Genomic DNA, 23,673 nt, shown 5'->3' with positions numbered 1-23,673 from the left:
TATATAGAAAATTCTTCTCGTGCAAGCCCCTGCTACGGGGCCGTCTGCGCCCGGTCGACCCCCTGGCTCTGGCTCAAAAGTGCTTCAACTTCAGCACGTTGCGGGGCCGCGAAGGCGCCACCGAACCGGGTGCATTTCAAAGCCGCGGCGGCGGAGGCGAATCGGAGCGCCTGCCGCAGCTCCTGCTTCTCGGTGATGGCGAGCGCAAAGGCGCCGTGGAACACGTCGCCGGCGCCCAGCGTGTCGACGGTATGAACATGGAAGGCCGGGGTTTCCTGGATGGCGCCGTGCTCGTCCAGCCAGATGGTGCCCTGCGGGCCGCGCGTGCCCGCCAGGAACGATTTGGTCAGTTTGGCGATCTTGTGCAGCGCCTTGGCGTCGTCGGCGATATCGGCGGTCTCCTGCAGCGGTTCGCTCGAGAACACCAGATGGGAGGACGCGTTCAGCAGACCCTCGCGTAACGACATCGCACGATCGACGTCGACGATGACGGGGATGCCACGCCGGACCGCTTCAGCGCACAGATCCGTGCAGAATTCCGCAGCTCGGCTTTCGGTGAGGATCGCCGCGCAATCGTCCAGCAGCGTCGCGGTGGGCGGCAGCTCGACTTTCCAGAGCTCGGGATCGCGGAAAGTTACGATGGTGCGCTCGCCGGTCGGGTCGATCATGATCGCCGAGATCGGCGTCACCAGGCCCGGCATGCGGACCACATGCTTGGTCTCGATGCCTTCATGCGCAAGCTTGTCGAAGATGTACCGGTCGGAGGTGTCGCGGGCATCGCCCATCGGCCCGCAGATTGAGGCGCGGCCGCCGAGTCGCACGATGCCGATGGCGGCATTAAGCGCGTTGCCGCCGCAGATTTCCTCGAAATGGGTGGCGTTTTCCTTGGAACCGCGGGCGGGAACGCCGCCGACGCGGAAGGTCAGGTCGCGCACCGGCATTCCGATGCAGAGAATACGGGGCGGTATTTTGGGCGCTCTGTCGTGAAAGTTCATCCGGGAATCCGTCATGCCGGCTCCGCGTTGTGCCGGAACCTTGGTCCGGAGTTAACCGATTGGGCCATCGTACGGTTCCCGTTATGCACCGGCGGCGCTGCCCTCATGCAGCCACAGCCCGATCAGATGGTGCGCGATCGCAAACGGATGCGCGGCAAAAAGGCCGTCGGGATGCTCCCGCTTGTGCATCAGGGTCGCCTCGGCACGGGTAAACCAGCGGGCGTCCTCGAGTTCCGCACGGTCGACGACGATTTCCTCGGTGGTGGCGCGCGCGGTGCACCCGATCATCAGCGATGACGGATAGGGCCAGGGCTGCGTCATGTAGTAGTTCACGTCGGTGCAGCGGATTCCGCTTTCCTCGAAAATCTCGCGGCGGACCGCGTCCTCGATGGTCTCGGCCGCTTCGACGAATCCGGCGAGGCACGAATACATCCCCGGCAGGAACTGCTTCTGGCGGCCGAGCAGGATTCGATCGCCATGGGTGACCAGCATGATCACGACCGGGTCGGTGCGTGGAAAATGCTCGGCCTTGCAGTTCGGGCACTCGCGCTTCCAGCCGCCTTCCTTCATCGAAGTGCGGGTACCGCAATTGGCGCAGAAGCCGTGGCGCTGATGCCAGGACACCATCGATTTGGCCATCGCAATCGCGGAGAGCTGCTCGATCGGAGCGAGGCCCTGCATCGCCATGCCGCGCAGTTCGGTGACGGCGACGTCAGCGCGCCCCACCAGCTTCTCCACGGCCGCTGGCGAGATCCCCATGCCGAACAGCGGCGCGCCGTCGCGTAGACCCAAAAAGATCGTGCCGGGATTGGCGCCGAGCTTCACGGCCTCGTCGACGCCCAGCAGCAGGCGCGGACCATCGGCTTCCTGTTTCACCACCAGCGAGTCGCGGTAGATCACATAGGCGCGGGCGTCGCGGTGGTTTTCCAGGGCGAACAGTTTTTCGTCGTTGGTGCGCAGATGTGCGGCGCGGTCGAGAACATGGGTAACGAAGGCAGGCTTTCCGAGCGGATACTTATCGAATGCGGACATAATTCAACCCAACCAGATCTTGCGGCGAAGTGCGCTGATGAAATTCTGTACTTCCTCGGCGTCATGCGCCAGCGGCGGCATTACGCCCCAGACCGGACGCGGCCAGGCGGCATCGTTCGAGCGCCGTGCGATGACATGAACATGGAGTTGCGGCACCAGGTTGCCCAGTGCTGCGATATTGAGCTTGTCGCATTGGGTGACCTCCTTCAGCGCTTTCGCGACCCGGGAGATTTCGGTCATCAACTGCGCTTGCGCGACCTCGTCGAGATCGATGATTTCAACCGCATTGTTCCGGCGCGGCACCAGCAGCAGCCACGGGTAATGCGCGTCCTTGATGACCAGCACCCGGCACAGCGGCAGGTCACCGATGTCGATGGTGTCTTTCTTGAGCTGGGAGTGCAGCGACCAGTCGGAGGCGTCAGAGGGCATCTTTTTTTCTCTAATCTTTCTAGCAGCCTTGCAGAGACTGGCCCCGCAAACAACATCGCTAGGTGACCCGGGCTTTTGTACGCGGCTGAAGAAGCAAGACGTGGATGGCCGGGTCAAGCCCGGCCATGACGAAATGGGGGAATTCCTGCCCGTTCCACCCAGCCAGCCCGCTTGCTTTCCGGTCCTTTTGGCCCCAAATAAGGACCGGGAGATTGGCGGTGGACGAGCCTCTCGCCAACCGGGTCAGGTCCGGAAGGAAGCAGCCCTAACGAGGTCCGGATCGGGTCGCTCGTCAGTCTCCTACCTGTTTTTCGAGCGAAAAGCGCATGGAAGCGGCAAGTTCGTACCGTGCGCTTGATTTCGTTCCGTTCCGCAAGCCGGCCTTGAGAGACAATCAATTGCGGATCGACCGATGAGTGATGCTGGCGCTCCCCCCGATGATCCCGAAGGCGCCAACCAGGGCGGTTTCGCGCTCGGCGGTCAGCCTGACGCGGCCAAGCCCTACCGGGTGCTGGCGCGCAAATACCGCCCCTCCAGTTTCGAAGACCTGATCGGCCAGGAGGCCATGGTCCGCACCGTTTCGAATGCGTTCGAAACCGGGCGAATTCCGCAGGCCTGGATTCTGACCGGCGTCCGCGGGGTCGGCAAGACCACCACGGCGCGGATTCTCGCCCGCGCGCTGAACTACGAAAAGCCTGACGGGTCGGTGAAGGGACCGACCATCCACATGCCGGATCTCGGCGTGCACTGTAAGGCGATCATGGAAAGCCGGCACATGGACGTGCTGGAAATGGACGCCGCCTCCCATACCGGCGTCGACGATGTTCGCCAGATCAACGACAGCGTGCGCTACGCGCCGGCCAGCGCGCGCTACAAGGTCTACATCATCGACGAAGTCCACATGCTGTCGACCGCGGCCTTCAACGCCTTCCTGAAGACGCTGGAGGAGCCGCCGGAACACGCCAAGTTCGTGTTCGCCACCACCGAAATCCGAAAAGTTCCGGTCACGGTGCTGTCGCGCTGCCAGCGTTTTGACCTGCGCCGGGTCGAGGCCGACGTGCTGATGGGACACCTGTCCAACATCGCCACCAAGGAAGGCGTCGAGGTCGAACCCGAGGCGCTCGGCATCATCGCCCGTGCCGCCGAAGGCTCGGTGCGCGATTCGCTGTCGCTGTTCGACCAGGCGATTGCGCATGCGGCGGGCACCGTTCGCGCCGACGCGGTGCGGCAGATGCTGGGGCTGGCCGATCGCACCCGCGTGATCGACCTGTTCGATTCGCTGGCGCGCGGCGACATCGCCGCAGCCTTCAACGAATTCCGCGCGCAATACGACGTCGGCGCCGATCCGGTTGTGGTGCTGAGCGATCTCGCCGAATTCGTCAATTTCGTCACTCGGGTGAAGATCGTTCCGGCCACCGCCGACAATGTCGCGTTCGGCGAAACCGAGCGCGTCCGCGCCCGCGAATTCGCGGCAAAACTGTCGATGCGGGTGCTGTCGCGGATGTGGCAGATGCTGCTCAAGGGCATCGCCGAGGTGCAGACCGCGACGCGGCCGGCGGCCGCGGCCGAAATGGTGCTGGTGCGCATCGCCTATGTCGCCGACCTGCCGACGCCGGATGAGGTGATCCGGATGATCGAGCAGAACGGCGGCGGCGCGCAGGCTGCCGCCAGCTCTTCGGCGTCGTTGCGATCGGCACCGGCTTCGACCGCATCGTCCTCTTCGTCCGCAGCTTCGTCGATGTCTTCCTCGCCGATGCGCATGCCGACGTCACCGCGAAGCGGCGCCGAAGCGTCCGCGCGCCCGCAGATGATGGCGCCGCAGCCGGAGACGAATGCCGCGCCGGCGCTGCGGATCACGACCTTTCCGCAACTCGTCGCCCTGGCCGGCGAGAAGCGCGACATCATGGCCAAGACGGCGCTGGAATCCGACATGCGGCTGGTCCGCATCGAGGATGGCCGGCTCGAAGTGGCGCTGGAACGCAACGCGGCGCGTGGGCTGGTCAACGATCTCTCCCGCAAGCTCGAACAATGGACCGGGCGGCGCTGGACCGTGATCGTGTCCAACGAGGCCGGCGAACCGACGCTGCGTTCGCAGAATGAAGTCCGGAAGAACGAGTACGCCCGCGCCGCGGAGGCCGATCCGCGCGTGCAGGAGGTGCTGGCGCGGTTTCCCGGCGCCAAGGTCGTCGAAGTGCGCAAGCTTGCCGCCGAGCCGCCGGAATCCGATGCTACCGGGGAAGACCCGGCCGAGAGTTCCGACAGCGACGACGATTGATCGATAGGCGTATCCTAAGGAAACAAGATGGCTGATTTTCTCGGCATGATGAAGCAGGCGGCGCAACTGCAATCCAAGATGCAGGCGATGCAGGAAGAGCTCGGCCATGTCGAGGTCGAGGGCGTTTCCGGCGGCGGACTGGTCGCCGTGCGCATGACCGCGAAGATGGAAGTTAAAGGCGTCAAAATCGACCCGTCGCTGATGAAGGCCGAGGAACGCGAAGTGCTCGAGGACCTGCTGGTGACCGCGCATAACGACGCGCGCCGCAAGGCCGAGGCGGCGATGCAGGAAAAGATGCAGGCGCTGACCGGCGGGCTCGGCCTGCCACCCGGCCTGGGTCTTACTTGAGTGCCAGGTCTTCCTGAAATACACGGTCTCACCTGAAATGGCTTCTGCGGTTGCCGGCCCCGAAATCGAACGTCTGATCCAGTTGCTGGCGCGGCTGCCGGGCCTCGGGCCGCGTTCGGCGCGGCGCGCGGCCCTGCATCTGATCAAGAAGCGCGAGGCGCTGATGACGCCGCTGGCCGGCGCGCTGCAGGTCGCGATCGACAAGATTCAGGTTTGCAAGACCTGCGGCAACATCGACACGCAGAACCCCTGCACGGTGTGCACCGATCCGAAGCGTGACGGCTCCATCATCGTGGTGGTCGCCGACGTCGCGGATTTGTGGGCGCTGGAACGGGCCAATGCGACCAATGGCCGCTACCACGTGCTCGGCGCCACGCTGTCGCCGCTCGACGGGGTCGGTCCGCAGGATCTGACCATCGACGCGCTGGTGGCGCGCGCACACGATTCGCAGGTCAGCGAGATCATTCTGGCGCTAAACGCCACGGTGGATGGCCAGACCACCGCGCACTACATCACGGATTTGTTGCAGGAAGCCAACGTCCGGGTGACACGGCTCGCCCACGGAGTTCCCGTCGGCGGCGAGCTTGATTATCTCGATGAAGGTACGCTATCCGCAGCCATGCGGCAGCGAACACTGTTCTAACCATCATAGACGGAACTGATCGACATGACGAAACGACGATTCGGCAAGCGCTCCAGCTTTGCGGCGATGGTGGCCGTGGCCCTCGCTGCGCCTTCCGCATGGGCGCAGAAGGCCGAGCCCGAGCCTGCACCGGCGAAGGCCGGCAAGCCGATCAACGCCGGCGACGTGCTGTCGGGGGAACTCAGCGCCATGAAAGTTCGTGGCGGCAAACGTGGCACCAAGATCAATAGCTTCCAGGTGACCAGCGAGCCGCGCCGGCTGCCGCCGCCGAACGGGCTCTGCAATCTCGAGACCGGGCCCGAAACTTTCCAGCTCATCACCAACAGCGACGCGCAGGCGGCGCAGTTGAAGAATTTCATCGGCAAGGAAATTTCGGTGAAGGTCGACGAGGTCGCCTGCGCGCAGGACGCCGGGCAGATGAGCGAAGCCGTCATCACGAAGTGGAGCGTGGTGACCAAGCATTGAGGTTGCGCCGGAATCGTAGGGTGGGTTAGGCGAAGCCGTAACCCACCATCCTTGTACGCGTCGCGGTGGGTTACGGCTTCGCCTAATCCACCCTGCAAGATCAAACCTTCACCGGCCCCAGCGACGCAAAATGGCCGCGCCGCTGAAGCCAGGTCAGCAGGATCAGGCTCGGCACGGCGACCACGACGCAGATCGCAAAGAATGCCGGCCACCCGGTCGCCTTCGCCACATAGCCGGCGCCCGACGACAGATACGTTCGTCCCACCGCGGCCAGCGCCGTCAGCAACGCGTATTGTGTCGCGGTGTGCAGCGGATTTCGGCACAGCGCCGACAGATAGGCGACAAAGATCACGGTGCCGATGGCGCTGGTGAAATTTTCCGCCGTGATCGCGAACGCCAGCGCCCATTGATTGACACCGACAATCGCCAGCCAGGAGAACGAGAGGTTGGCGACCGCCTGCAGCACGCCGCCGATCCAGAGAGAAGCCGCCAGCGAATAGCGCCGCGCCACGAAGCCGCCGGCAAAACCGCCGATCAAGGTCGCCGCCAGCCCGACGCCCTTGACGATGGCGGCATAGTCGTTGCGGGTGAAACCGAGATCGATCACGAACGGCGCGGTCATGGTGCCGGAAAACGCGTCGGTGAATTTGAACAGCACCACGAAAGCCAGCGCGGCCAGCGCGTCGCGCCGGGTCAGGAATTCGGAGAACGCGCCGACCGCGGCATGCATCACGCGGGCGAACGCCGTTTCGGTGCGCGTGGCGGCCTCCGCGCGGGCGGATTGCTCGGGCTCGGTCGCAACCAATGCGGTGATGGTGCCGATCAAGACCAGCGCCGCCATCACCACATAGCCCCACATCCAGGCCGTGCTGCGCGGCAGGCCGGTGCCTTCAAATCCCGAAACGATGAACAGCGCGCCCGCGGTCGAGACCAGCATGCCGATGCGATAGGCCGCGACGTAGGACGCCATGCCGGCGGCCTGTTCGCTCTCCGGCAGGCTTTCGACCCTGAACGCGTCGACCACGATGTCCTGCGTCGAGGACATCGTCGCGACCAGCAGCGCGCCGAGGGCGACGAACAGCGGCGAGCGCGCCGGGTCCGTCAGCGCCAGCAGCAGGATCGCGACAATCAGCAGCAGTTGCGAAAACAGCAGCCAGCCGCGGCGGCGGCCGAACGCGCGCGTGAACAACGGCACATGCAGCGCATCGACCAGCGGCGCCCACAGGAATTTCAGCGTGTAGGGCGTGCCGACCAGCGCAAACAGCCCGATGGTGCCGAGATCGACCCCGGACTCGCGCATCCACACCAATAGCGTCGACCCCGAAAGCGCCAGCGGCAGCCCGGAGGAAAAGCCGAGCAGCAGCACGATCAGGACGCGAGGCTGCAGATAGACGGCCAAGCTGTCGCGCCAGGAGGTGGCGGGTTGTGGTGTGGTTTCAGGTGGGCTCATGGAAGGGTGTTAGCAGATTCGGGCCCCAATTTACGCTGTCATCGTCCGCGAAGGCGGACGATCCAGTATTCCGCGAAGCCTATGGTCAATAATGAACGCCTCAGATTACTGGATACCCCGCCTTCGCGGGGTATGACAGGGAGTGCGGGGGTGCGACGGACAACTAAGGAGGACCCGCGATGCCGGAATAGAGATCATCCCAATTCGGATTGAGTTCTTCGATGAGACGAACTTTCCACGCTCGATTCCACTTCTTCAGTCGTTTCTCGCGCTTGATCGCATTTTCGATGTCATCGAATTGCTCGAAATAGACGAGTTTGTGGACTTCATATTTCTTCGTGAAGCCCTTGGTCAATTCCAGGCGATGTTCGCCGACCCGTCGAATGATGTCATTGGTTACACCGATGTACAGCGTACCGCCGATGCGGCTCGCCAGGATGTAGACGTAATAACTGCGCGCTCCCATCTACGGTCTCTGGGATACTGGGCCGCCCGGTCAAGCCGGGCGATGACAGCTTAGTATGCGGCGTAAGCTAAACTCAAACCCGCACTACTCCCCCGCCTGCAGCTTGCGCGGCAGGGGAAACAGCTCCGGCGCAGCCGGCTTGACCGCGCGCGGCAGCTCGGCGGGTGCGTCGGGCTTGCTGAAATCGAGTTCCTCGATCCGCCCCGCGCGCTTTTCGATCTTGTCGGCGGAGATCAGGATTTGCCGGACGTCCTCGTTGGCGTCGCCAAAGTGCTTCTGCAGCTTCAGCACGCGGTCGCGCAGACGGCCGAGGTCGTCGCCGAGGTTGAGCACTTCGGTGCGGATCTGGTCGGCGGCGTCGCGCATCCGCGCGTCCTTCAGGATCTGCTGCATCACCTGGATCGCCAGCATCAACAGCGAGGGCGATACCAGCACGACACGGGCGCGGTAGGCCTTCTGGATCACGTCGTCGAAACCGTCGTGGATTTCGGCGTAGACCGATTCCGACGGCACGAACATCAGCGCGGTATCCTGGGTCTCGCCGGTGATCAGGTATTTCTCGGCGATGTCGCTGACATGCTTCATGACGTCGTTGCGCAGCCGCTGGGCGGCGAATTTCTTCTCGTCGTCGGTGCGCGCGTCATGCAGCGCGGTGACGGCTTCCAGCGGAAACTTGGCGTCGATGCACAACGGCCGCTGGTCGGGCAGGAACACCACGCAATCCGGCCGCTTGCCGGTCGAGAGCGTGTGCTGGAATTCGTAACTACCCATCGGCATGCCGTCCTGGACGATCGCCTCCATCCGCGCCTGGCCGAAGGCGCCGCGCGACTGCTTGTTGGCGAGCACGTCGCGCAACGTCGTCACCTGCGACGTCAGGTCAGTAAGATTCTTGTGCGCGTTGTCGATGATGCCGAGCCGCTCGTGCAGCACGCGCAAGCTATCCATCGTGTTGCGGGTGGTCTGCTCCATCGACTGGCCGACGCGGTGGGTCACCGAATCCAGCCGTTCGTTGACCGCACGCGCCATCTCGGCCTGGCGGCCGGCCAGCGCCTGCGCCATGGCGTCGACTCTGCCGGTGGACTGGTTCTGCGCCTGCAGCATTTCGCTGAGGCGCTCCTCCAGTTCGTCGGCGCGGATCGCCTGCGCCATCGCCAGTTCCGCACCGCGGCGGCCCGAACGGGCAATGACGATGGCGATCACCAGCAGCAGCACCAGCGCGAGCGCGCCAAAGCCGATCAGGGCCTCACCAACGTGAATCGGCAGGTCGCCGACGATGAAAAGAATCTCGTTCATGCACGCCTTGTAACCGATTCGGGCGCCATAGCGAACGAAGAGGGAACATTTATGGTTAACGGGAGGTTGATTTTCGTGGTTAACAAAACCCTAAAAATCATGGTTAAGGCCGCCTTAACAGGTTCGTCGGCGCATTGACCCCGGCAAACCGGCAGCTTAAATCGCGCGATATGGCACTTAGAGAAATCATCATCCTGCCGGACAAGCAGTTGCGGCTCGTCTCCAAACCCGTCGAGAAGGTGACGGCGGAGATCCGCAAGCTTGCCGACGACATGTTGGAGACCATGTACGACGCGCCCGGCATCGGGCTGGCGGCGATCCAGGTCGCGCAACCGCTGCGGTTGATCACCATGGACCTCGCCAAGCGCGATGAGGACGGCGAGACCACGCCACGGCCGCGCGTCTTCATCAATCCGGAAATCGTCTCGTCGTCGGAAGAGCTGTCGGTCTACGAGGAGGGCTGCCTCTCGATCCCCGAATATTACGAGGAAGTCGAGCGTCCGGCCCAGGTGCGCATTCGCTTCACCGACCTCGACGGCAAGGTGCACGAGGAAGACGCCGACGGCCTGTTCGCCACCTGCATCCAGCACGAGATCGATCACCTCAATGGCGTGCTGTTCGTGGACTATCTATCGAAGCTGAAACGCGACCGCGTGCTGAAGAAGTTTACCAAAGCCGCCAAGCGCGCGGTGGAGTAGGCCTCGCTGTCATGCCCGGGCTTGACCCGGGCATCACGCCTTCCTTTCTTGCTGTGTCAAAGACGTGGATGGCCGGGACAAGCCCGGCCATGACGGAGTAAATTGAACGTCCGCAGGACACCCAACTAAATGCCTCTCCGCCTGATCTTCATGGGCACGCCCGATTTCGCGGTGCCGACGCTGCTGGAGCTCGTCGCCCATGGCCATGAGGTCGTGGCGGTCTATACCCGCGCGCCGAAGCCGGCCGGCCGCGGCATGAAACTGCAACCGACGCCGGTCGAGCAGGAAGCGCGGCGGCTCAATATACCGGTGCTGACGCCGAAGACGCTGAAGACCGCGGAAGCGCTCGACGAATTCCGCAAGCACCAGGCCGATGCCGCCGTCGTCGTCGCCTACGGCATGATCCTGCCGCAGGCTATTCTGGATGCGCCGCCGCTCGGGTGCTTCAACCTGCACGGCTCGCTGCTGCCGCGCTGGCGTGGCGCGGCGCCGATCAACCGGGCCATCATGGCCGGCGATGCCGAGTCCGGCGTGATGGTGATGAAGATGGATGCCGGCCTCGACACCGGCGACGTCGCGATGGCCGAGCGGCTGGCGATCACGGACAAGATGACGGCGTCCGACCTGCACGATGCGCTGGCGCCGCTCGGCGCCGACCTGATGGTGCGCGCGATGGCAGCACTGGCGCGCGGCGGATTGCAGTTTGCGAAGCAGAGCGAACAAGGCGTCACCTACGCCGCCAAGATCGATAAATCAGAAGCGCGGATCGGCTGGAACAAATCGTCGCACGAAGTGCTGCGCCACATTCACGGGCTGTCGCCGTTTCCCGGCGCGTGGTGCGAACTCGCGACGGATGGTGAGCCGGCGCGTCTGAAGATCCTGCGATGCGAACCGGCCAAGGGGCAGGGCGGGCCGGGCGATGTGCTCGACGATCGCCTGACGATTGCCTGCGCCGACGGCGCGATCCGGATTCTGGAACTGCAGCGTGCAGGCAAGGCGCCGATGAAGTCGGCGGATTTCCTGCGCGGCACGCCGCTGAAGCCGCCGGCGCGGCTCGCCTGATGCCGCGCTACAAACTCACCATCGAATATGACGGCACGCCGTTTTCCGGCTGGCAGATCCAGGACAATGCACCGACGGTGCAGGGTGCGCTCGAGACCGCGGTGAAAGCCATCTGCGGCGAACAAGTGCGTGTCCATGGTGCCGGCCGCACCGATGCCGGCGTGCATGCGCTGGGGCAGGTCGCCCATTGCGATATCCAGAAACCGTTTCCGCCTGGGCGCCTGCGTGACGGGCTGAATGCACATCTGCGCCCGCATCCGATCGGCGTGCTCGCAGCCGATATCGTGCCGGATGATTTCGAAGCGCGCTTCTCCGCGATCAAGCGTCACTATCGCTATCGCATCACCAACCACCGCGCCAACCTCGCCGTCGATATCGGACGGAGCTGGCGGGTGCCGCGTCACCTCGATACCGACGCGATGCATGCCGCAGCGCAACGGTTGCTGGGCAAGCACGATTTCACGACGTTTCGCGACACCGAATGCCAGGCGAAGTCGCCGGAGAAGACGCTCGACCAGCTCGACGTCATCAGGGACGGCAACGCGGTTGATATCGTCACCTCGGCGCGCTCGTATCTGCACAGCCAGGTGCGCTCGATGGTGGGCTCGCTGGTCTGGGTCGGCGAAGGCCGCTGGAGCGCGGATGATCTCTCGGCAGCCCTCGCCGCCCGCAACCGCGCCGCCTGCGGCATCGTCGCGCCGCCGGAGGGGCTGTATCTGGTGAAGGTGGATTATTGATGGTCGTCATACCCCGCGAAGGCGGGGTATCCAGTACTCTGCGGCTTTGGCGATTGACCGAGAGTTCACCGCGTACTGGATCGTCCGCCCCAGTGCGCAATGGCGCACAAGGCGGACGATGACAGCGGCGGTCTATCCGAAATACCGATCCAGCACGCCGCGATAGATCATCGTCAGTTTCTCCAGATCCGACACCGGTGTGCGCTCGTCGATCTGGTGCATGGTCTGGCCGACCAGGCCGAATTCGATCACCGGGCAATAGCTGGCGATGAAGCGGGCGTCCGAGGTGCCGCCGGATGTCGAGAGCTCCGGCTTGCGGCCGGTGACCTCTTCGATCGCGCTGACCGCGAGGTCGGTGAAGGCGCCGGGCTTGGTGACGAACACGTTGGAGTTGGAATACTCCCACTTGATGTGGGCGCGGATGCGATTGCCGCAGGCCTTTTCCAGGCGCTGCTCGACCAGTGCGCGCAGTGTTTCCTGGGTGTGGTGATCGTTGAAGCGGATGTTGAATTTGGCGCGCGCCTGCGCCGGGATCACGTTGCTTGCGGTATTGCCGACATCCACCGAAGTGAATTCGAGGTTCGAGGCCTGGAACTGGGCGCTGCCGTGATCGAGCGGCTCGTCGGAGATCGCCACGATCAGCCGCGAGATATCCGGCACGGGATTCGCGGCGCGATGCGGGTAGGCGACATGGCCCTGCACGCCGTCGACATAGAGCGTGCCGGACAGCGAGCCGCGGCGGCCGATCTTGATGCAGTCGCCGAGCACTTCGACGTTGGAGGGTTCGCCGAGCACGCAATGGTCGAATTTTTCGCCGCGCTCGGCCACCCACTTCAGCAGCTTGACGGTGCCGTTGACCGAGATGGCTTCCTCATCACCGGTGATCAGAAACGAAATCGATCCGCTACCGTCTTTTCGCGGCTTGCCGCCGTTGTCGGCGAGATATTGCAGCACCGCGGCAACGCTGCAGGCGATGCCGCCCTTCATATCGACCGCGCCGCGGCCGTAGAGGAAGCCGTCGTTGATCTCGCCGGAGAACGCGCCGTGGCTCCAGGCGGCTTCATCGCCGACGGGCACTACGTCGGTGTGGCCGGCAAAGGTGATATGCGGCGCTGTATTACCGAGCCGGGCATAGAGGTTGTCGACGTCCTCGGTGCCGGGCTCGCTGAAGGTGACGCGATGCAGCTCGAAGCCGGCGGCCTTCAGCAGGTTTTCAAGGACACCCAATGCGCCGGCATCGGCGGGGGTAACGGACGGGCAGCGGACGAGGTCGCGCGTGATCGAAACAGCATCATTCATAGCCCGGCTTAACACGCCAAACCGGCGGCGGGCCAGCCTTGTGCGGCACCATTTCGATCTCGCTCATCTGCTCCCAGCGCGGCCGCGTATCGATCGGCGCCAGCGGATTGCCGCCGAACCGGTTGGTCTTGCGCGAGCCCTTCAGGCAGTAGAGCTCGACAAAGGCCCAGATGCAGAAAATGAAGGCCAGCACGCCGATAACAAGGCTGAGATAGGATTTGTTGGGCAGCCAGTCGGCCAACTCGTTGTAGAAACCTGGAAGCGCCACCAGCGGGATCGCCCACCAGGCGCTCTTGTCGCGGTCGTGAAGGCGCTTGATCGCGGTCGCGAAGTAAACCCAGAACAGCAGCACTGAGCCCGCCGCTTCGAATAGCGGAACCGGCAGCTCCGCCAAAGACCGCGAACGATAAAAGCCGGGATCGAATATCCTCAAGAGATAGTCGAGGCCGAAGCCGATGTTGCGGGGGTGACCCCCGAGGAGGACGATCAATCCCGACGTCAGCATGGCGAGAAACAGCATCCAGCAGATGACGATCAGGCCCGCGAGCCACAATTTGGCGCGGTTGATGCGGCCTTCGAAACGGAAGAGATACCAGACCCAGTCCATCGCCCGACCTCCGGACGGCGGTACTTTCCGCGGTCCGGTACATTGGTCGCGGCAGCGGGCGGAGGGTTCGAAACCGGGGCGAATCCGGCCCGTTTTTCGGGCCGGATGCGCCAAAAACGGCTGGTATTAGTCCCGCAGCAGCTCGTTGATGCTGGTCTTGGCGCGGGTGCGCTCGTCGACGCGCTTGACGATGACGGCGCAGGCCGTCGACGGGCCGGGCTGGCCGTTCTTCAGCGGACGGGCCGGCAGCACGCCGGGAACCACCACGGCGTATTCCGGCACTTCGCCGATGAAGGTTTCGCCGGTGTCGCGGTCGACGATCTTGGTGGAGGCGCCGAGGAACACGCCCATCGCCAGCACCGCGCCCCTGCGTACGATCACGCCTTCGGCGACTTCCGAGCGCGCGCCGATGAAGCAGTCGTCCTCGACGATCACGGGCTCGGCCTGCAGCGGCTCGAGTACGCCGCCGATGCCGACGCCGCCGGAAATGTGCACGCGCTTGCCGATCTGCGCGCAGGAGCCGACCGTCGACCAAGTGTCGATCATGGTCGATTCATCGACATAGGCGCCGAGATTGACGAAGGACGGCATCAGCACGACGTTCTTGGCGATGAAGGCCGAGCGCCGCACGATCGCGCCGGGCACGGCGCGGAAGCCGGCATCGCGAAAGCGGTTCTCGCCCCAGCCCTCGAACTTCGAGGGCACTTTGTCCCACCACGACGCCTTGCCGGGGCCGCCCGGAATTGCGCTCATGTCGTTGAGGCGGAACGACAGCAGCACCGCCTTCTTCAGCCACTGATTGACCTTCCACTTGCCGCTGGCCTCGCGCTCGGCGACGCGCACCTCGCCCTTGTCGAGCAGCTCGAGCGCATGATCCACGGCGTCGCGAACTTCACCCTTGGTCGCGGTCGAAATGCCGTCGCGGGCTTCGAACGCAGTGTTGACGGTGGATTCAAGCGCGGACAGGGACATCGGGATTTCCTTAGGGCGTGGGATATTGGGGCAAAGCCGGGGGCTTTTTCGGGATTTGGCGGGGGAGAGTCAAGGCTACACCGTCGCCCCTGCGAACGCAGGGGCCCATAACCACAGGCTTCAGTTGTAATTGAAGGTATCGGGCATCTTGGCCCCTTCAGCTTGCACGGCGTATGGGTCCCTGCGTTCGCAGGGACGACAGCGAATTACGCCAACCGCTGCAAAAACCCGGTCAGATCATCCGTGACATGATCGACATAGTCAGCATCGCGGCCTTCCAGTTCCCAGTCCTCGCGCACCACTTCCTTGGCGCCGTCGGGCACCACCAGCACCGTGGTCATGCCGAGTTCATGCGGCACCACGAGGTTGCGGGCGAGGTCCTCGAACATCGCGGACTTTTCCGGATTCACACCGTGGACACGCAGAAACTTCTGGTAGGTCTGCAGCGCCGGCTTCGGCTCGAGATCGGCGGCGATGATGTCGAACACCGCTTCGAAATGGTCGCCGATGCCGAGGCGATCCAGCACGGCGCCGGCATGATCGGTCGAGCCGTTGGTCAGGATCAGCTTGCGGCCGGGAAGTTTGGCGATCGCGGCCCCCATCGCCGGGTTCGGTTCTAACGGCGAGTGATCGATCTGGTGCACGTAGGCGAGGTAGTCGTCGGCATGTACGCCATGCAGGGTCATCATGCCGCGCATGCTGGTGCCGAAGCGCTTGTAATAGTCCTTCTGGATCACGCGGGCTTCTTCCGCGGAAATCTTCAGGTAGGCGCTGATGAACTCGCCGATGCGGGCGTCGACCTGCTGCCACAGATTGACGTGGTGCGGATACAGCGTGTTGTCGAGGTCGAACACCCAGGTGTCGATGTGATGGAACGTGCGGGGGGATTTCGTTTTCATCGTGTCCCGTCCGCTGTCATGCCCGCGAAGGCGGGCATCCAGTACGCCGTGGCCTCTGCCGTATTCGCTGACGTCAGCGAATACTGGATCACCCGCCTTCGCGGGTGATGACAACGGAAATATGTGAAAGGCATCGTCACGGCAGCGCAAACCGCAGCGTCTTGCCGCCGCCGGACATGTCGACGGGGGCGAAGCCGATCGGGGCGAGGCCGCGGCTGCCGCAATCGCTCTGCTCGGTGAATTCGAACTTGCTCTCGCGGGTGCAGAGCTCTTTTCCGCCGCCCCAGTTCAGCGGCCGGTCCTTGATCTTGATGGCGCGGTTGTCGCTGTCGACCGCTTCGGCAAAGCTGAACACCTGTTTCGGTTGGCCGGTGACGTCGGGGTGCAGACACTTGCCGGGATCGATACGATACCAGCCGCGGCTGGTGATGGCCTTGCCGTCGTCGGTCGCGACCGCGGCCACGATCTTGTGCGGCGTGTCGTTGCACCAGGTCAGCCCGGTGGAAGAAGGCGTCTGCACCGCGTCGATCATGGCGGTGAAGAAATTCGGCGACTGCACAATGTCGGGGCTAAGCCCGCGGCTCTTCAGGAATGCGCTGAGCGCTCCTTGCGTCTTCGGCCCGTCGACGCCGTCGATCGGGGCGGCGTCGTAGCCCGCGATCACCAGCAGCCGTTGAATGCCGGCCAGCCGCGCCTGCTCGTCGTCATATTCGGAATCCTCGGCGAGGTAGGCGACCATATGGCCGTCGTCGGTCGACGTCGGCGTGATCTGGGTGAACGGCGCCGGCGTCTGCCCGGCGCGGCACTGGCGAGCCGCGGCGATGACGAAGTTCTCCGGCGCGATGCACAGCGTGTCGCCGCCATTCTGCGGGATCGGCGAGGCGCCGTAGACGCCGAGCGCGCGGGCGTTCAACAGGATGCGATCGGCGGTCAGCGGTCCCTGCAGCACCACGCGGCAGGCCGCCGGGTCGATGCGAAACCAGCCGCGGGTCGCGGTGGCGGATTTGTCGTCGATGCCGATCGCGGCCTCGACCACATAGCTCATGCGGTTGCAGAGTTTCAGGTCGGCAAAAGCCGGCGCGGCCGAGACGAACAGCGAGATCACCGCCGCCGGCAGCGCCAGGATCGTACGCCTCCCATACCGCCGCATTGCGCTGAGGCGGCGCGTTTGCATCGGAGGCGTTGCTATCGCGGGGGTCACTTGTGGATCAGCGTGCCGGTGCCTTGGTTGGTGAACAATTCGAGCAGCACCGCGTGCTGCATCTTGCCGTCGATGATGACGACGCCCTGCACGCCCTGCTCCAGCGCGTAGATGCAGGTCTCGACCTTCGGGATCATGCCGCCGGAAATGGTACCATCGGCGATCAGCTTGCGCGCGTCCTTGATCGACAGTTCCGGAATCAGCTTCTTCGACTTGTCGAGCACGCCGGGCACGTCGGTCAGCAGCAACAGCCGCTTGGCCTTGAGCGCGCCGGCGACGGCACCGGCAAAGGTGTCGGCGTTGACGTTCAGTGTCTGGCCGTCATGCGAGGTCGCCAGCGGCGCCAGCACCGGAATCAGCTCATAGCCGATCAACTGGTTGAGCAGCGTCAGGTCGACCTTGTCAGGGTCGCCGACGAAGCCGAGATCGATTGCCTTCTCGATATTGGAATCCGGGTCGACCATGGTGCGCGTCGTCTTCGACGCCTTCACCATGTTGCCGTCTTTGCCGGAGAGGCCGACGGCCTTGCCGCCGGCTTCATTGATGTAGCCGACCAGCTGCTTGTTGACCGAGCCGGCCAGCACCATCTCGACGATCTCGATGGTGGCGGCATCGGTGATGCGCAGGCCCGCCGCGAATTCCGAGGTGATGCCGAGCCGCTTCAGCATGGTCGCGATCTGCGGACCGCCGCCATGCACCACCACGGGGTTGATCGCGGTCTGCTCCAGCAACACGATGTCGCGGGCGAAGGCCTTTGCGGTTTCTTCCGCGCCCATGGCGTGGCCGCCATATTTAATGACGATGGTTTCCTCGTCATATTCCTGCATGTGCGGCAGGGCTTCCGACAGGATGCGGGCCTGATCGAGCGGGCTGATATTCGGCGAGTCTGTCATGAAGCGGCTCTCGTCATTCCGGATGTCGGGCGGGGTTCTATCTGATTGCCGGGCAGGGCGCAAAGCACCGTCTTGGGTGCCCCGGATGCTGCCAGCGCCGAAAGCGCGTTCACGCGCGTCTTCGACGCGCTATGGCGGTGCGCTGCTGATCCGTGGTCTATTTTCCGGGCTGGGTTCTTAGGTCCCGGCTCTGCGGAGCAGCGCGAAGGGCGCTGCACCGCGTCCGGGACACGCAATTGGTTAGTTGGTGTGTACTTTCAACCCCGCCGCGGCCAGGCGGCGGCAATTCCCAGCACGAGCCAGCTTGCGATCAGCAGCGTACCGCCGGTTGGGGCTGCCATCGGGAACAGGCTGTGGCCGGCATATTGCCGCAAGGTCAGGTCGCCGGCGAACAATGACGCCGCGATGACGAAGCCGAAGGCCGACAGCAGGCCGAGCCGTGCATGAATAATTCCGCGCTCGATGAGGGCCACGGCGCCGAGCACGGCTGATGCGTGAAACAGCAGCATCGACGACGCCGATGCCAGCCGCGATGCGTCGGCGCCATGCGCGGACGCGGCCGCCAGGATGACGCCGTCGGCGCCCATGACGGCGGCGAGAACGATCAGGATACGTGAGGCGCGATTCATCAGCTTCGCTCGCCGAGCAGGCGTACCATCGCGGCGCGCAGTTCGGGCATGCCGGCGCCGTTCTTCGACGACGTCACCAAAACTTCGGGAAATGCGGCGGGATGTTTGGCGAGGGCGGCTGTGGTTTCCTCGATATGCTTCTGCAGCTCGGCCGGCTTGACCTGGTCGGCCTTGGTCATCACCACCTGATAGCTGACCGCCGACTTATCCAGCGTCTTCAGCACATCCTGGTCGACGTCCTTGATGCCATGGCGGGCGTCGATCAACACATAGACCCGCGCCAGCGTGGCGCGTCCGAGCAAAAACTGATGGATCAGCTTGGTCCAGGACGCGACCTTGGTTTTCGGCGCCGAGGCGTAGCCATAGCCGGGCATGTCGACCAGGCGAAGCCCGGCGTTATCGGGGCCTTCGAAGAAGATCAGTTCCTGGGTGCGGCCCGGCGTATGCGAGGTGCGCGCCAGCGCGTTGCGGCCGGTCAGCGCATTGATCAGGCTGGATTTGCCGACATTGGAGCGGCCGGCAAACGCCACTTCCACGCTGGCCATCGGCGGCAGCGTTTCGATCGAGGGCGAGGCCCAGACGAACTGCCATTCGCCGGCGAACAGTTTTCGCCCCTGCTCGATCAGCTTCGCATCGGTTTCAGCGTTCATGCGAAGGGGGTTCTTTCTCGGTCGTCATTCCGGGATGGTGCGCTAGCACCAGACCCGGAATCTCGAGGTTCCGGGTTCGATGCTTCGCATCGCCCCGGAATGACATTCACGTCTTCTCGATGGCCTTCTTGGCGAACGTCGCCTTGATATTGTCGAATAACTCCACCTTCACGCCGTTCTTGCGCATGATGAAGCTCTGCTGCAGCACCGAGAGCGTGTTGTTCCAGGCCCAGTAGATCACCAGACCCGCCGGGAAGCCCGCCAGCATGAAGGTGAAGATCAGCGGCATCCAGGCGAAGATCATCTGCTGGGTCGGATCCGGCGGCGTCGGGTTCAGCTTCATCTGGAACCACATCGTGATGCCCATGATGATCGGCCAGATGCCGAGCGCGAGGTAGTGCCCGAACAGCGGCAGTTGCGTCGGGTCGTAGTGGAACAGGCCGAACAGCGTGAACAGGTTGGTCGGATCGGGCGCCGAGAGGTCCTTGATCCAGCCGTAGAACGGCGCGTGGCGCATTTCGATGGTGACGAACAGCACCTTGTAGAGCGAGAAGAACACCGGGATCTGCAAGGCGACGGGAAGACAACCGGCGATCGGGTTGATCTTCTCCTTCTTGTAGATCTCCATCATCTCCTGCTGCTGCTTCTGCCGGTCGTCCGGATAGCGCTCCTTCAGCGCGGCGAGCTGCGGCTGCACCGACTTCATCTTCGCCATCGAGGCGTAGGACTTGTTGGCGAGCGGGAAGAACAACAGCTTCACCAGCACGGTCACCAGCAGGATGGCGATGCCGAAGTTGCCGACCACGCGATAGAAGAAGTCGAGCGCCAGGAACATCGGCTTGGTGATGAAGTAGAACCAGCCCCAGTCGATCAACAGATCGAAATGGTTGAGGCCGAGTTCCTTGTTGTAGCCGCCGAGGCCGGCGAACGGGAAGTTGATGCCGACGACGCTGGCTTCCTTGGCGCCGGCGAACAGCCGCGCATTGGCGCTGGCGGTGCCACCGATCGCGATCGTCTGCGGGTCCTGCAGATAGTCGGTCTGGTAGGTGCGGACCGTGCCGACGAGGTTGGAGGAGAAGCGCGCCTGCAGCCTGGCGGTGGTGTCGGGCAACAGCGCGGAGGCCCAGTATTTGTCGGTCATGCCGAGCCAGCCGTCGGTGACGTTGAAGCCGACCGATTTGGCTTCGTCGATTTTCTTGTAGCCGTATTCCTGCAGGTGTTCGTCGCCGAGATAGCCGATCAGGCCTTCATGCAGGATGTAGTAGCCGGAAACCTGCGGGGTGCCGTGGCGCGAGATCAGCGCGAACGGATACAGCGTCACCGGTGCGGTGCCGACGTTGCTGACTTCGTCCTTCAGCGTGAACAGATAGCGGTCGTCGATCGCAATGGTGCGGCGAAAAGTGAGGCCGTCGCCATTGTCGTATTTCAGCGTGACCGGATGGCCCGGGGACAGGCTGCCGGAGCCTTCCTGCTGCCAGACCGTATTCTGGTCGGGAATCTTTGCCGCCGAGCCGGAGGCCGGGACCCAGCCGAACTCGGCGTAATAGGGGCTTGCGGTGTTCGACGGCGAGTACAGCACGATCGGCGGCGAGGTCGGATCGACGGTATCGCGGAACTTGACCAGCGACAGATCGTCGATACGCGCGCCCTTCAGCGAGATGCTGCCGATCAGGCTCGGGGTTTCGATCTTGACGCGCGGGTTGGCGGCGATCGCGGCATCGCGGCTGACGATGGCGGCGGCTGCCGCGGCCGGGGTGGCGGGAGCAGTGGCGGACGGCGTTGCACCAGGAGTACTTGAACCAGGCGTGGTCGAGCCGGGCGTGGTCTGCGGCGTCGGCTTGGCCAGTTCGGTCTGGGTCTGGGTTTGCGCCCGCTGCTTTTCCATCTGCGGCACGTTGTAGAAGTACTGCCAGGCGATCAGCACGATGCCGGACAGAATGACGGCCAGGATGGTGTTGCGATTGTCGGTCATCGTTTCAAGGTCTCGTCATTCAGTTCGGTTTACGGCTGCCATCGCCGGTTCGCGATGGTTGCCGGTCGAGCCGCTGCAGCGCCGAGCGAAGGTCGTCGAGCATGGTATCGAAATCGCGGCTGAGTGCGGCCCGCCGGCCGACTAGCACATAATCATGGTGCGGTCGCACCGATATGACGTCCAGCCGCTTCACCAGTTCGCGAAGCCTGCGCCGGATGCGATTGCGCTCGGGCGCGTTGCCGTTCTTCTTGGTGACCGTGAAACCGATCCGGACCGAGCCGTCATCGTCGCGCGCGCGACCCTGCAGCACGAAGGCAGCCGCGTTGGCCCGTGCGCCATTGGCAACGGCGAGGAAGTCCGCCCGCTGCCTTAGCCGATCCATGTTGTAATCTCCGGAAGATCCGGCTCAGGCGCTCAGGCGCTTGCGGCCACGTGCACGGCGCGCGGCGAGAACCTTGCGGCCGCCGGTCGTGGCGAGACGGGCGCGGAAGCCGTGACGGCGCTTGCGCACCAGTTTGCTTGGTTGATAAGTCCGCTTCACGGGTAGTTCTCCGCTGACCGGGCAATTTGCCTGTTGAATTGAGATAAGTCCGGTGATGCTGGCCGGCCCGAAACGAGGCCATTTACGGCCCCAAATGAGCCGCCCCCGGAGAACCGGGCCATCGCGGACAGTTGGCGCGGCTTATACGGGAGCGTCTCCTTTTCGTCAACGCTACGGAGCGCCGCAATCGGGGTTCTTTGAATTGGCGCAATTGGGTCGAATATATCTGTTTTCGCGGGGTTTTTAACGGTGATACGGCTGATGGCGCCGGGCTCCTGGAACCCGCCAACATGAGCGATCGGTAATTTGACCGGTCGGGAATAAGAAACGCATCCTTGGAATCAGATAGTCCGGGGTCAGAAGTGGCTTGGGCCTTGTTTTGGGGGCTCGCCGGACCCAAAACAGGGTTATCAAAGGCAAATATCAGGTGTCAGCGAGCGACGACCAGCCGACCATGGAAACGTCACGGCCCGCGCCGCGGCGGCGCCTCGGCCTGTCCGGCAAGCTGCTGCTGCTCACCATTCCGCTCGTGATGATCGCCGGCCTGATGATCTACGTGCCCGCGATCGCGAATTTTCGGATGAACCGGTTGAACGACCGGCTGGCGGCGGCCAATACCGCAGCGCTGGTGCTGGATGCCGCCCCCCTGGGCATGGTTCCGGACTCGCTGGCGCGGCAGATCCTGACCAGCGTCGGCGCCCGCGCGGTCGCCATCAAGATGGGTCAGCAGCGGCGCCTGCTCGCCAGCGCCGACCTGCCTGACGCGATCGACCATGACATCGACATGCGGACGATGACCGCGTGGTCCGCGATCGTTGATTCGTTCGAGACCATGCTGGAGCGCGGCAACCAGACCATCCGCGTGGTCGGACCGGCACCGGGCGGCGCGCAATTCATCGAGGTCGTGATCGACGAACTGCCGCTGCGGCAGGCGATGTACCGGTTTTCCCGCAACCTCCTGGTCGTGTCGCTCGGGATCGCGATGCTGACCGCGGGCCTCGTCTATCTCGTTCTGCATTACCTGTTCGTGCGGCCGATGCGGCGACTGACGGCGAACCTGGCGGGCTTCCACGAAAACCCCGAAAGTGCGGCGCGCATCATCGTGCCGAGCCAGCGCGGCGACGAGATCGGCGTCGCCGAGCGCGAGCTGTCCGACATGCAGCGCGACCTGGTGTCGATGCTGCATCAGAAGAGCCGGCTCGCCGCCCTTGGCCTTGCCGTCTCCAAGATCAACCATGACCTGCGCAACCTGCTGGCGTCGTCGCAACTGCTGTCGGATCAACTGTCCAGCGTGCCGGATCCGCGGGTGCAGCGCTTTGCGCCGAAGCTGATGCGTTCACTGGAACGGGCCATCGATTTCTGCCAGTCGACGCTGTCGTATGGCCGCGTGCAGGAAGCCGCTCCCGACCGCCGGATGATTCTGGTCGAGCCCGTGGTGCTGGAGGTGCGCGAATCCGCAGGCCTCGCCGCCGACGCGTCGATCGGCTGGATCAGCGCGATCGAGCGCGGGCTCTCGATCGACGCCGATCCGGACCAGTTGTTTCGCGTGCTGCTCAACCTGGTGCGCAACGCGGCGCAGGCGCTGGAAAGCCGCCCCAAGGGCGATGCGGCGACGATGCAGATCAGGATCACCGGCCGCCGCGAAGGCTCGGTCGCGATCATCGAGGTTTCCGACACCGGTCCCGGCGTGCCGGCGCGCGCCCGTGAGCATCTGTTCGAGGCGTTCCAGACCTCCGGCCGCCCCGGCGGCAGCGGGCTGGGCCTCGCCATCGCCGCCGAATTGGTCCGCGCCCATGGCGGCGACATCCACCTGGTCGAAGGCACCATCGGCGCCACCTTCCGGATTTCGATCCCGGACCGCCCGGTGGAACTGCAGAGCGTCCGCAACGAGCGGGCGCGGGCTTAAGCCCCTCCGCGCCGTCATTCCGGGGCATCGCGAAGCGATGAACCCGGAATCTCGAGCTAATTACCTCTAGATTCCGGGTTCGATGCTGCGCATCGCCCCGGAATGACTGGAATTATTGCGCTCCGACCGGCATTTCCCCCGCTTGCCAATTGAGGCCGGAGCGGGTAGCTAAAGCCCTCTTCGCGAGGTTTCCGATCCATTGTCGGATGCA

25 protein-coding genes and 1 other RNA gene are annotated in these 23,673 nt (G+C 64.0%); 9 read left to right on the top strand and 17 right to left on the bottom strand.

Annotated features, from left to right (window positions below):
• Positions 1–32: 32 nt before the first annotated feature.
• The 3 genes from BLS26_RS14675 to BLS26_RS14665 form a co-directional block, all read right to left on the bottom strand.
• Positions 33–995: a sugar kinase gene (locus tag BLS26_RS14675; protein ID WP_092512200.1), complete on the bottom strand. Its 963-nt coding sequence runs from the start codon at positions 993–995 to the stop codon at positions 33–35.
• Between the two features lie 81 nt (positions 996–1,076).
• Positions 1,077–2,027 (bottom strand): NAD(+) diphosphatase, encoded by a 951-nt coding sequence (gene nudC, locus BLS26_RS14670; protein WP_092512198.1) that lies wholly within the window; start codon positions 2,025–2,027, stop codon positions 1,077–1,079.
• Positions 2,028–2,030: 3 nt separating this feature from the next.
• Positions 2,031–2,456 (bottom strand): HIT domain-containing protein, encoded by a 426-nt coding sequence (locus BLS26_RS14665; protein WP_092512196.1) that lies wholly within the window; start codon positions 2,454–2,456, stop codon positions 2,031–2,033.
• A gap of 207 nt (positions 2,457–2,663) precedes the next feature.
• On the opposite strand from BLS26_RS14665, the gene ffs reads away from it, so the two are divergent.
• From ffs to BLS26_RS14640, 5 genes are all read left to right on the top strand, one after another.
• An RNA gene (ffs, locus tag BLS26_RS14660) (signal recognition particle sRNA small type) lies at positions 2,664–2,760 on the top strand.
• A 108-nt stretch (positions 2,761–2,868) separates the two neighbouring features.
• Positions 2,869–4,731: a DNA polymerase III subunit gamma/tau gene (locus BLS26_RS14655; RefSeq protein WP_092512194.1), complete on the top strand. Its 1,863-nt coding sequence runs from the start codon at positions 2,869–2,871 to the stop codon at positions 4,729–4,731.
• 27 nt (positions 4,732–4,758) lie between these two features.
• The gene (locus BLS26_RS14650) at positions 4,759–5,079 is read left to right on the top strand and encodes a YbaB/EbfC family nucleoid-associated protein (protein WP_092512192.1); all 321 of its coding nucleotides are present in this window, start codon (positions 4,759–4,761) and stop codon (positions 5,077–5,079) included.
• 37 nt (positions 5,080–5,116) lie between these two features.
• Complete coding sequence (gene recR, locus BLS26_RS14645; protein WP_092512190.1) at positions 5,117–5,722, top strand: recombination mediator RecR; 606 nt, start codon at positions 5,117–5,119, stop codon at positions 5,720–5,722.
• 24 nt (positions 5,723–5,746) lie between these two features.
• Positions 5,747–6,187 (top strand): hypothetical protein, encoded by a 441-nt coding sequence (locus BLS26_RS14640; RefSeq protein WP_092512188.1) that lies wholly within the window; start codon positions 5,747–5,749, stop codon positions 6,185–6,187.
• 100 nt (positions 6,188–6,287) lie between these two features.
• Here BLS26_RS14640 and BLS26_RS14635 read toward each other — a convergent pair whose 3' ends face one another.
• The 3 genes from BLS26_RS14635 to BLS26_RS14625 form a co-directional block, all read right to left on the bottom strand.
• Positions 6,288–7,637, bottom strand: coding sequence for an MFS transporter (locus BLS26_RS14635; protein ID WP_092512186.1), 1,350 nt, complete (start codon positions 7,635–7,637; stop codon positions 6,288–6,290).
• 163 nt (positions 7,638–7,800) lie between these two features.
• On the bottom strand, positions 7,801–8,103 hold the full coding sequence (locus tag BLS26_RS14630; protein WP_092512184.1) for a GIY-YIG nuclease family protein: 303 nt from the start codon (positions 8,101–8,103) through the stop codon (positions 7,801–7,803).
• An 84-nt stretch (positions 8,104–8,187) separates the two neighbouring features.
• The gene (locus BLS26_RS14625) at positions 8,188–9,396 is read right to left on the bottom strand and encodes a DNA recombination protein RmuC (RefSeq protein WP_092512182.1); all 1,209 of its coding nucleotides are present in this window, start codon (positions 9,394–9,396) and stop codon (positions 8,188–8,190) included.
• Between the two features lie 170 nt (positions 9,397–9,566).
• Here BLS26_RS14625 and def point away from each other — a divergent pair, with 170 nt between their 5' ends.
• The 3 genes from def (at position 9,567) to truA (ending at position 11,893) form a co-directional block, all read left to right on the top strand.
• Positions 9,567–10,094: a peptide deformylase gene (gene def / locus BLS26_RS14620; RefSeq protein ID WP_210186255.1), complete on the top strand. Its 528-nt coding sequence runs from the start codon at positions 9,567–9,569 to the stop codon at positions 10,092–10,094.
• Positions 10,095–10,223: 129 nt separating this feature from the next.
• Entirely contained in the window at positions 10,224–11,156 is a 933-nt protein-coding gene (gene fmt, locus BLS26_RS14615; RefSeq protein WP_092512178.1) for a methionyl-tRNA formyltransferase, read from the top strand.
• Positions 11,156–11,893 (top strand): tRNA pseudouridine(38-40) synthase TruA, encoded by a 738-nt coding sequence (gene truA / locus BLS26_RS14610; protein ID WP_092512176.1) that lies wholly within the window; start codon positions 11,156–11,158, stop codon positions 11,891–11,893. The genes fmt and truA overlap by 1 nt, the downstream gene beginning before the upstream one ends.
• Positions 11,894–12,025: 132 nt before the next feature.
• On the opposite strand, the gene dapE is transcribed toward truA, so the two are convergent.
• From dapE to rpmH, 11 genes are all read right to left on the bottom strand, one after another.
• Positions 12,026–13,192: a succinyl-diaminopimelate desuccinylase gene (gene dapE / locus BLS26_RS14605; protein ID WP_092512174.1), complete on the bottom strand. Its 1,167-nt coding sequence runs from the start codon at positions 13,190–13,192 to the stop codon at positions 12,026–12,028.
• Positions 13,185–13,799, bottom strand: a complete 615-nt coding sequence (locus tag BLS26_RS14600) for a DUF805 domain-containing protein (protein WP_092512172.1) — start codon at positions 13,797–13,799, stop codon at positions 13,185–13,187. Before BLS26_RS14600 ends, dapE begins: the two co-directional genes overlap by 8 nt.
• Positions 13,800–13,925: 126 nt before the next feature.
• On the bottom strand, positions 13,926–14,771 hold the full coding sequence (gene dapD, locus BLS26_RS14595; protein ID WP_092512170.1) for a 2,3,4,5-tetrahydropyridine-2,6-dicarboxylate N-succinyltransferase: 846 nt from the start codon (positions 14,769–14,771) through the stop codon (positions 13,926–13,928).
• Between the two features lie 206 nt (positions 14,772–14,977).
• On the bottom strand, positions 14,978–15,670 hold the full coding sequence (locus tag BLS26_RS14590) for a pyrimidine 5'-nucleotidase (protein WP_092512168.1): 693 nt from the start codon (positions 15,668–15,670) through the stop codon (positions 14,978–14,980).
• 136 nt (positions 15,671–15,806) lie between these two features.
• Positions 15,807–16,793 (bottom strand): DUF1036 domain-containing protein, encoded by a 987-nt coding sequence (locus BLS26_RS14585; protein ID WP_092518061.1) that lies wholly within the window; start codon positions 16,791–16,793, stop codon positions 15,807–15,809.
• A gap of 74 nt (positions 16,794–16,867) precedes the next feature.
• A complete protein-coding gene (gene argB, locus BLS26_RS14580) occupies positions 16,868–17,764 on the bottom strand; it encodes an acetylglutamate kinase (protein WP_092512166.1) in 897 nt (298 codons plus the stop codon).
• Between the two features lie 257 nt (positions 17,765–18,021).
• Entirely contained in the window at positions 18,022–18,393 is a 372-nt protein-coding gene (locus BLS26_RS14575) for a DUF423 domain-containing protein (RefSeq protein WP_092512164.1), read from the bottom strand.
• Positions 18,393–19,043, bottom strand: coding sequence for a ribosome biogenesis GTP-binding protein YihA/YsxC (gene yihA, locus BLS26_RS14570; protein WP_092512162.1), 651 nt, complete (start codon positions 19,041–19,043; stop codon positions 18,393–18,395). The genes BLS26_RS14575 and yihA overlap by 1 nt, the downstream gene beginning before the upstream one ends.
• Before the next feature lie 106 nt (positions 19,044–19,149).
• The gene (gene yidC, locus BLS26_RS14565; protein WP_092512160.1) at positions 19,150–21,015 is read right to left on the bottom strand and encodes a membrane protein insertase YidC; all 1,866 of its coding nucleotides are present in this window, start codon (positions 21,013–21,015) and stop codon (positions 19,150–19,152) included.
• 19 nt (positions 21,016–21,034) lie between these two features.
• Positions 21,035–21,397 (bottom strand): ribonuclease P protein component, encoded by a 363-nt coding sequence (gene rnpA / locus BLS26_RS14560; RefSeq protein ID WP_092512158.1) that lies wholly within the window; start codon positions 21,395–21,397, stop codon positions 21,035–21,037.
• 24 nt (positions 21,398–21,421) lie between these two features.
• A complete protein-coding gene (gene rpmH / locus BLS26_RS14555) occupies positions 21,422–21,556 on the bottom strand; it encodes a 50S ribosomal protein L34 (RefSeq protein WP_006609582.1) in 135 nt (44 codons plus the stop codon).
• A gap of 454 nt (positions 21,557–22,010) precedes the next feature.
• Between rpmH and BLS26_RS14550 the strand changes: the two genes are divergently transcribed.
• The gene (locus BLS26_RS14550) at positions 22,011–23,462 is read left to right on the top strand and encodes a sensor histidine kinase (RefSeq protein WP_092512156.1); all 1,452 of its coding nucleotides are present in this window, start codon (positions 22,011–22,013) and stop codon (positions 23,460–23,462) included.
• Positions 23,463–23,673: the final 211 nt, after the last annotated feature.

This window comes from Afipia sp. GAS231 (genome assembly GCF_900103365.1).
Classification (GTDB): domain Bacteria; phylum Pseudomonadota; class Alphaproteobacteria; order Rhizobiales; family Xanthobacteraceae; genus Bradyrhizobium.
Note: the sequence above shows the minus strand (reverse complement) of the source record. Positions and strands in the feature narration are given on the sequence as shown.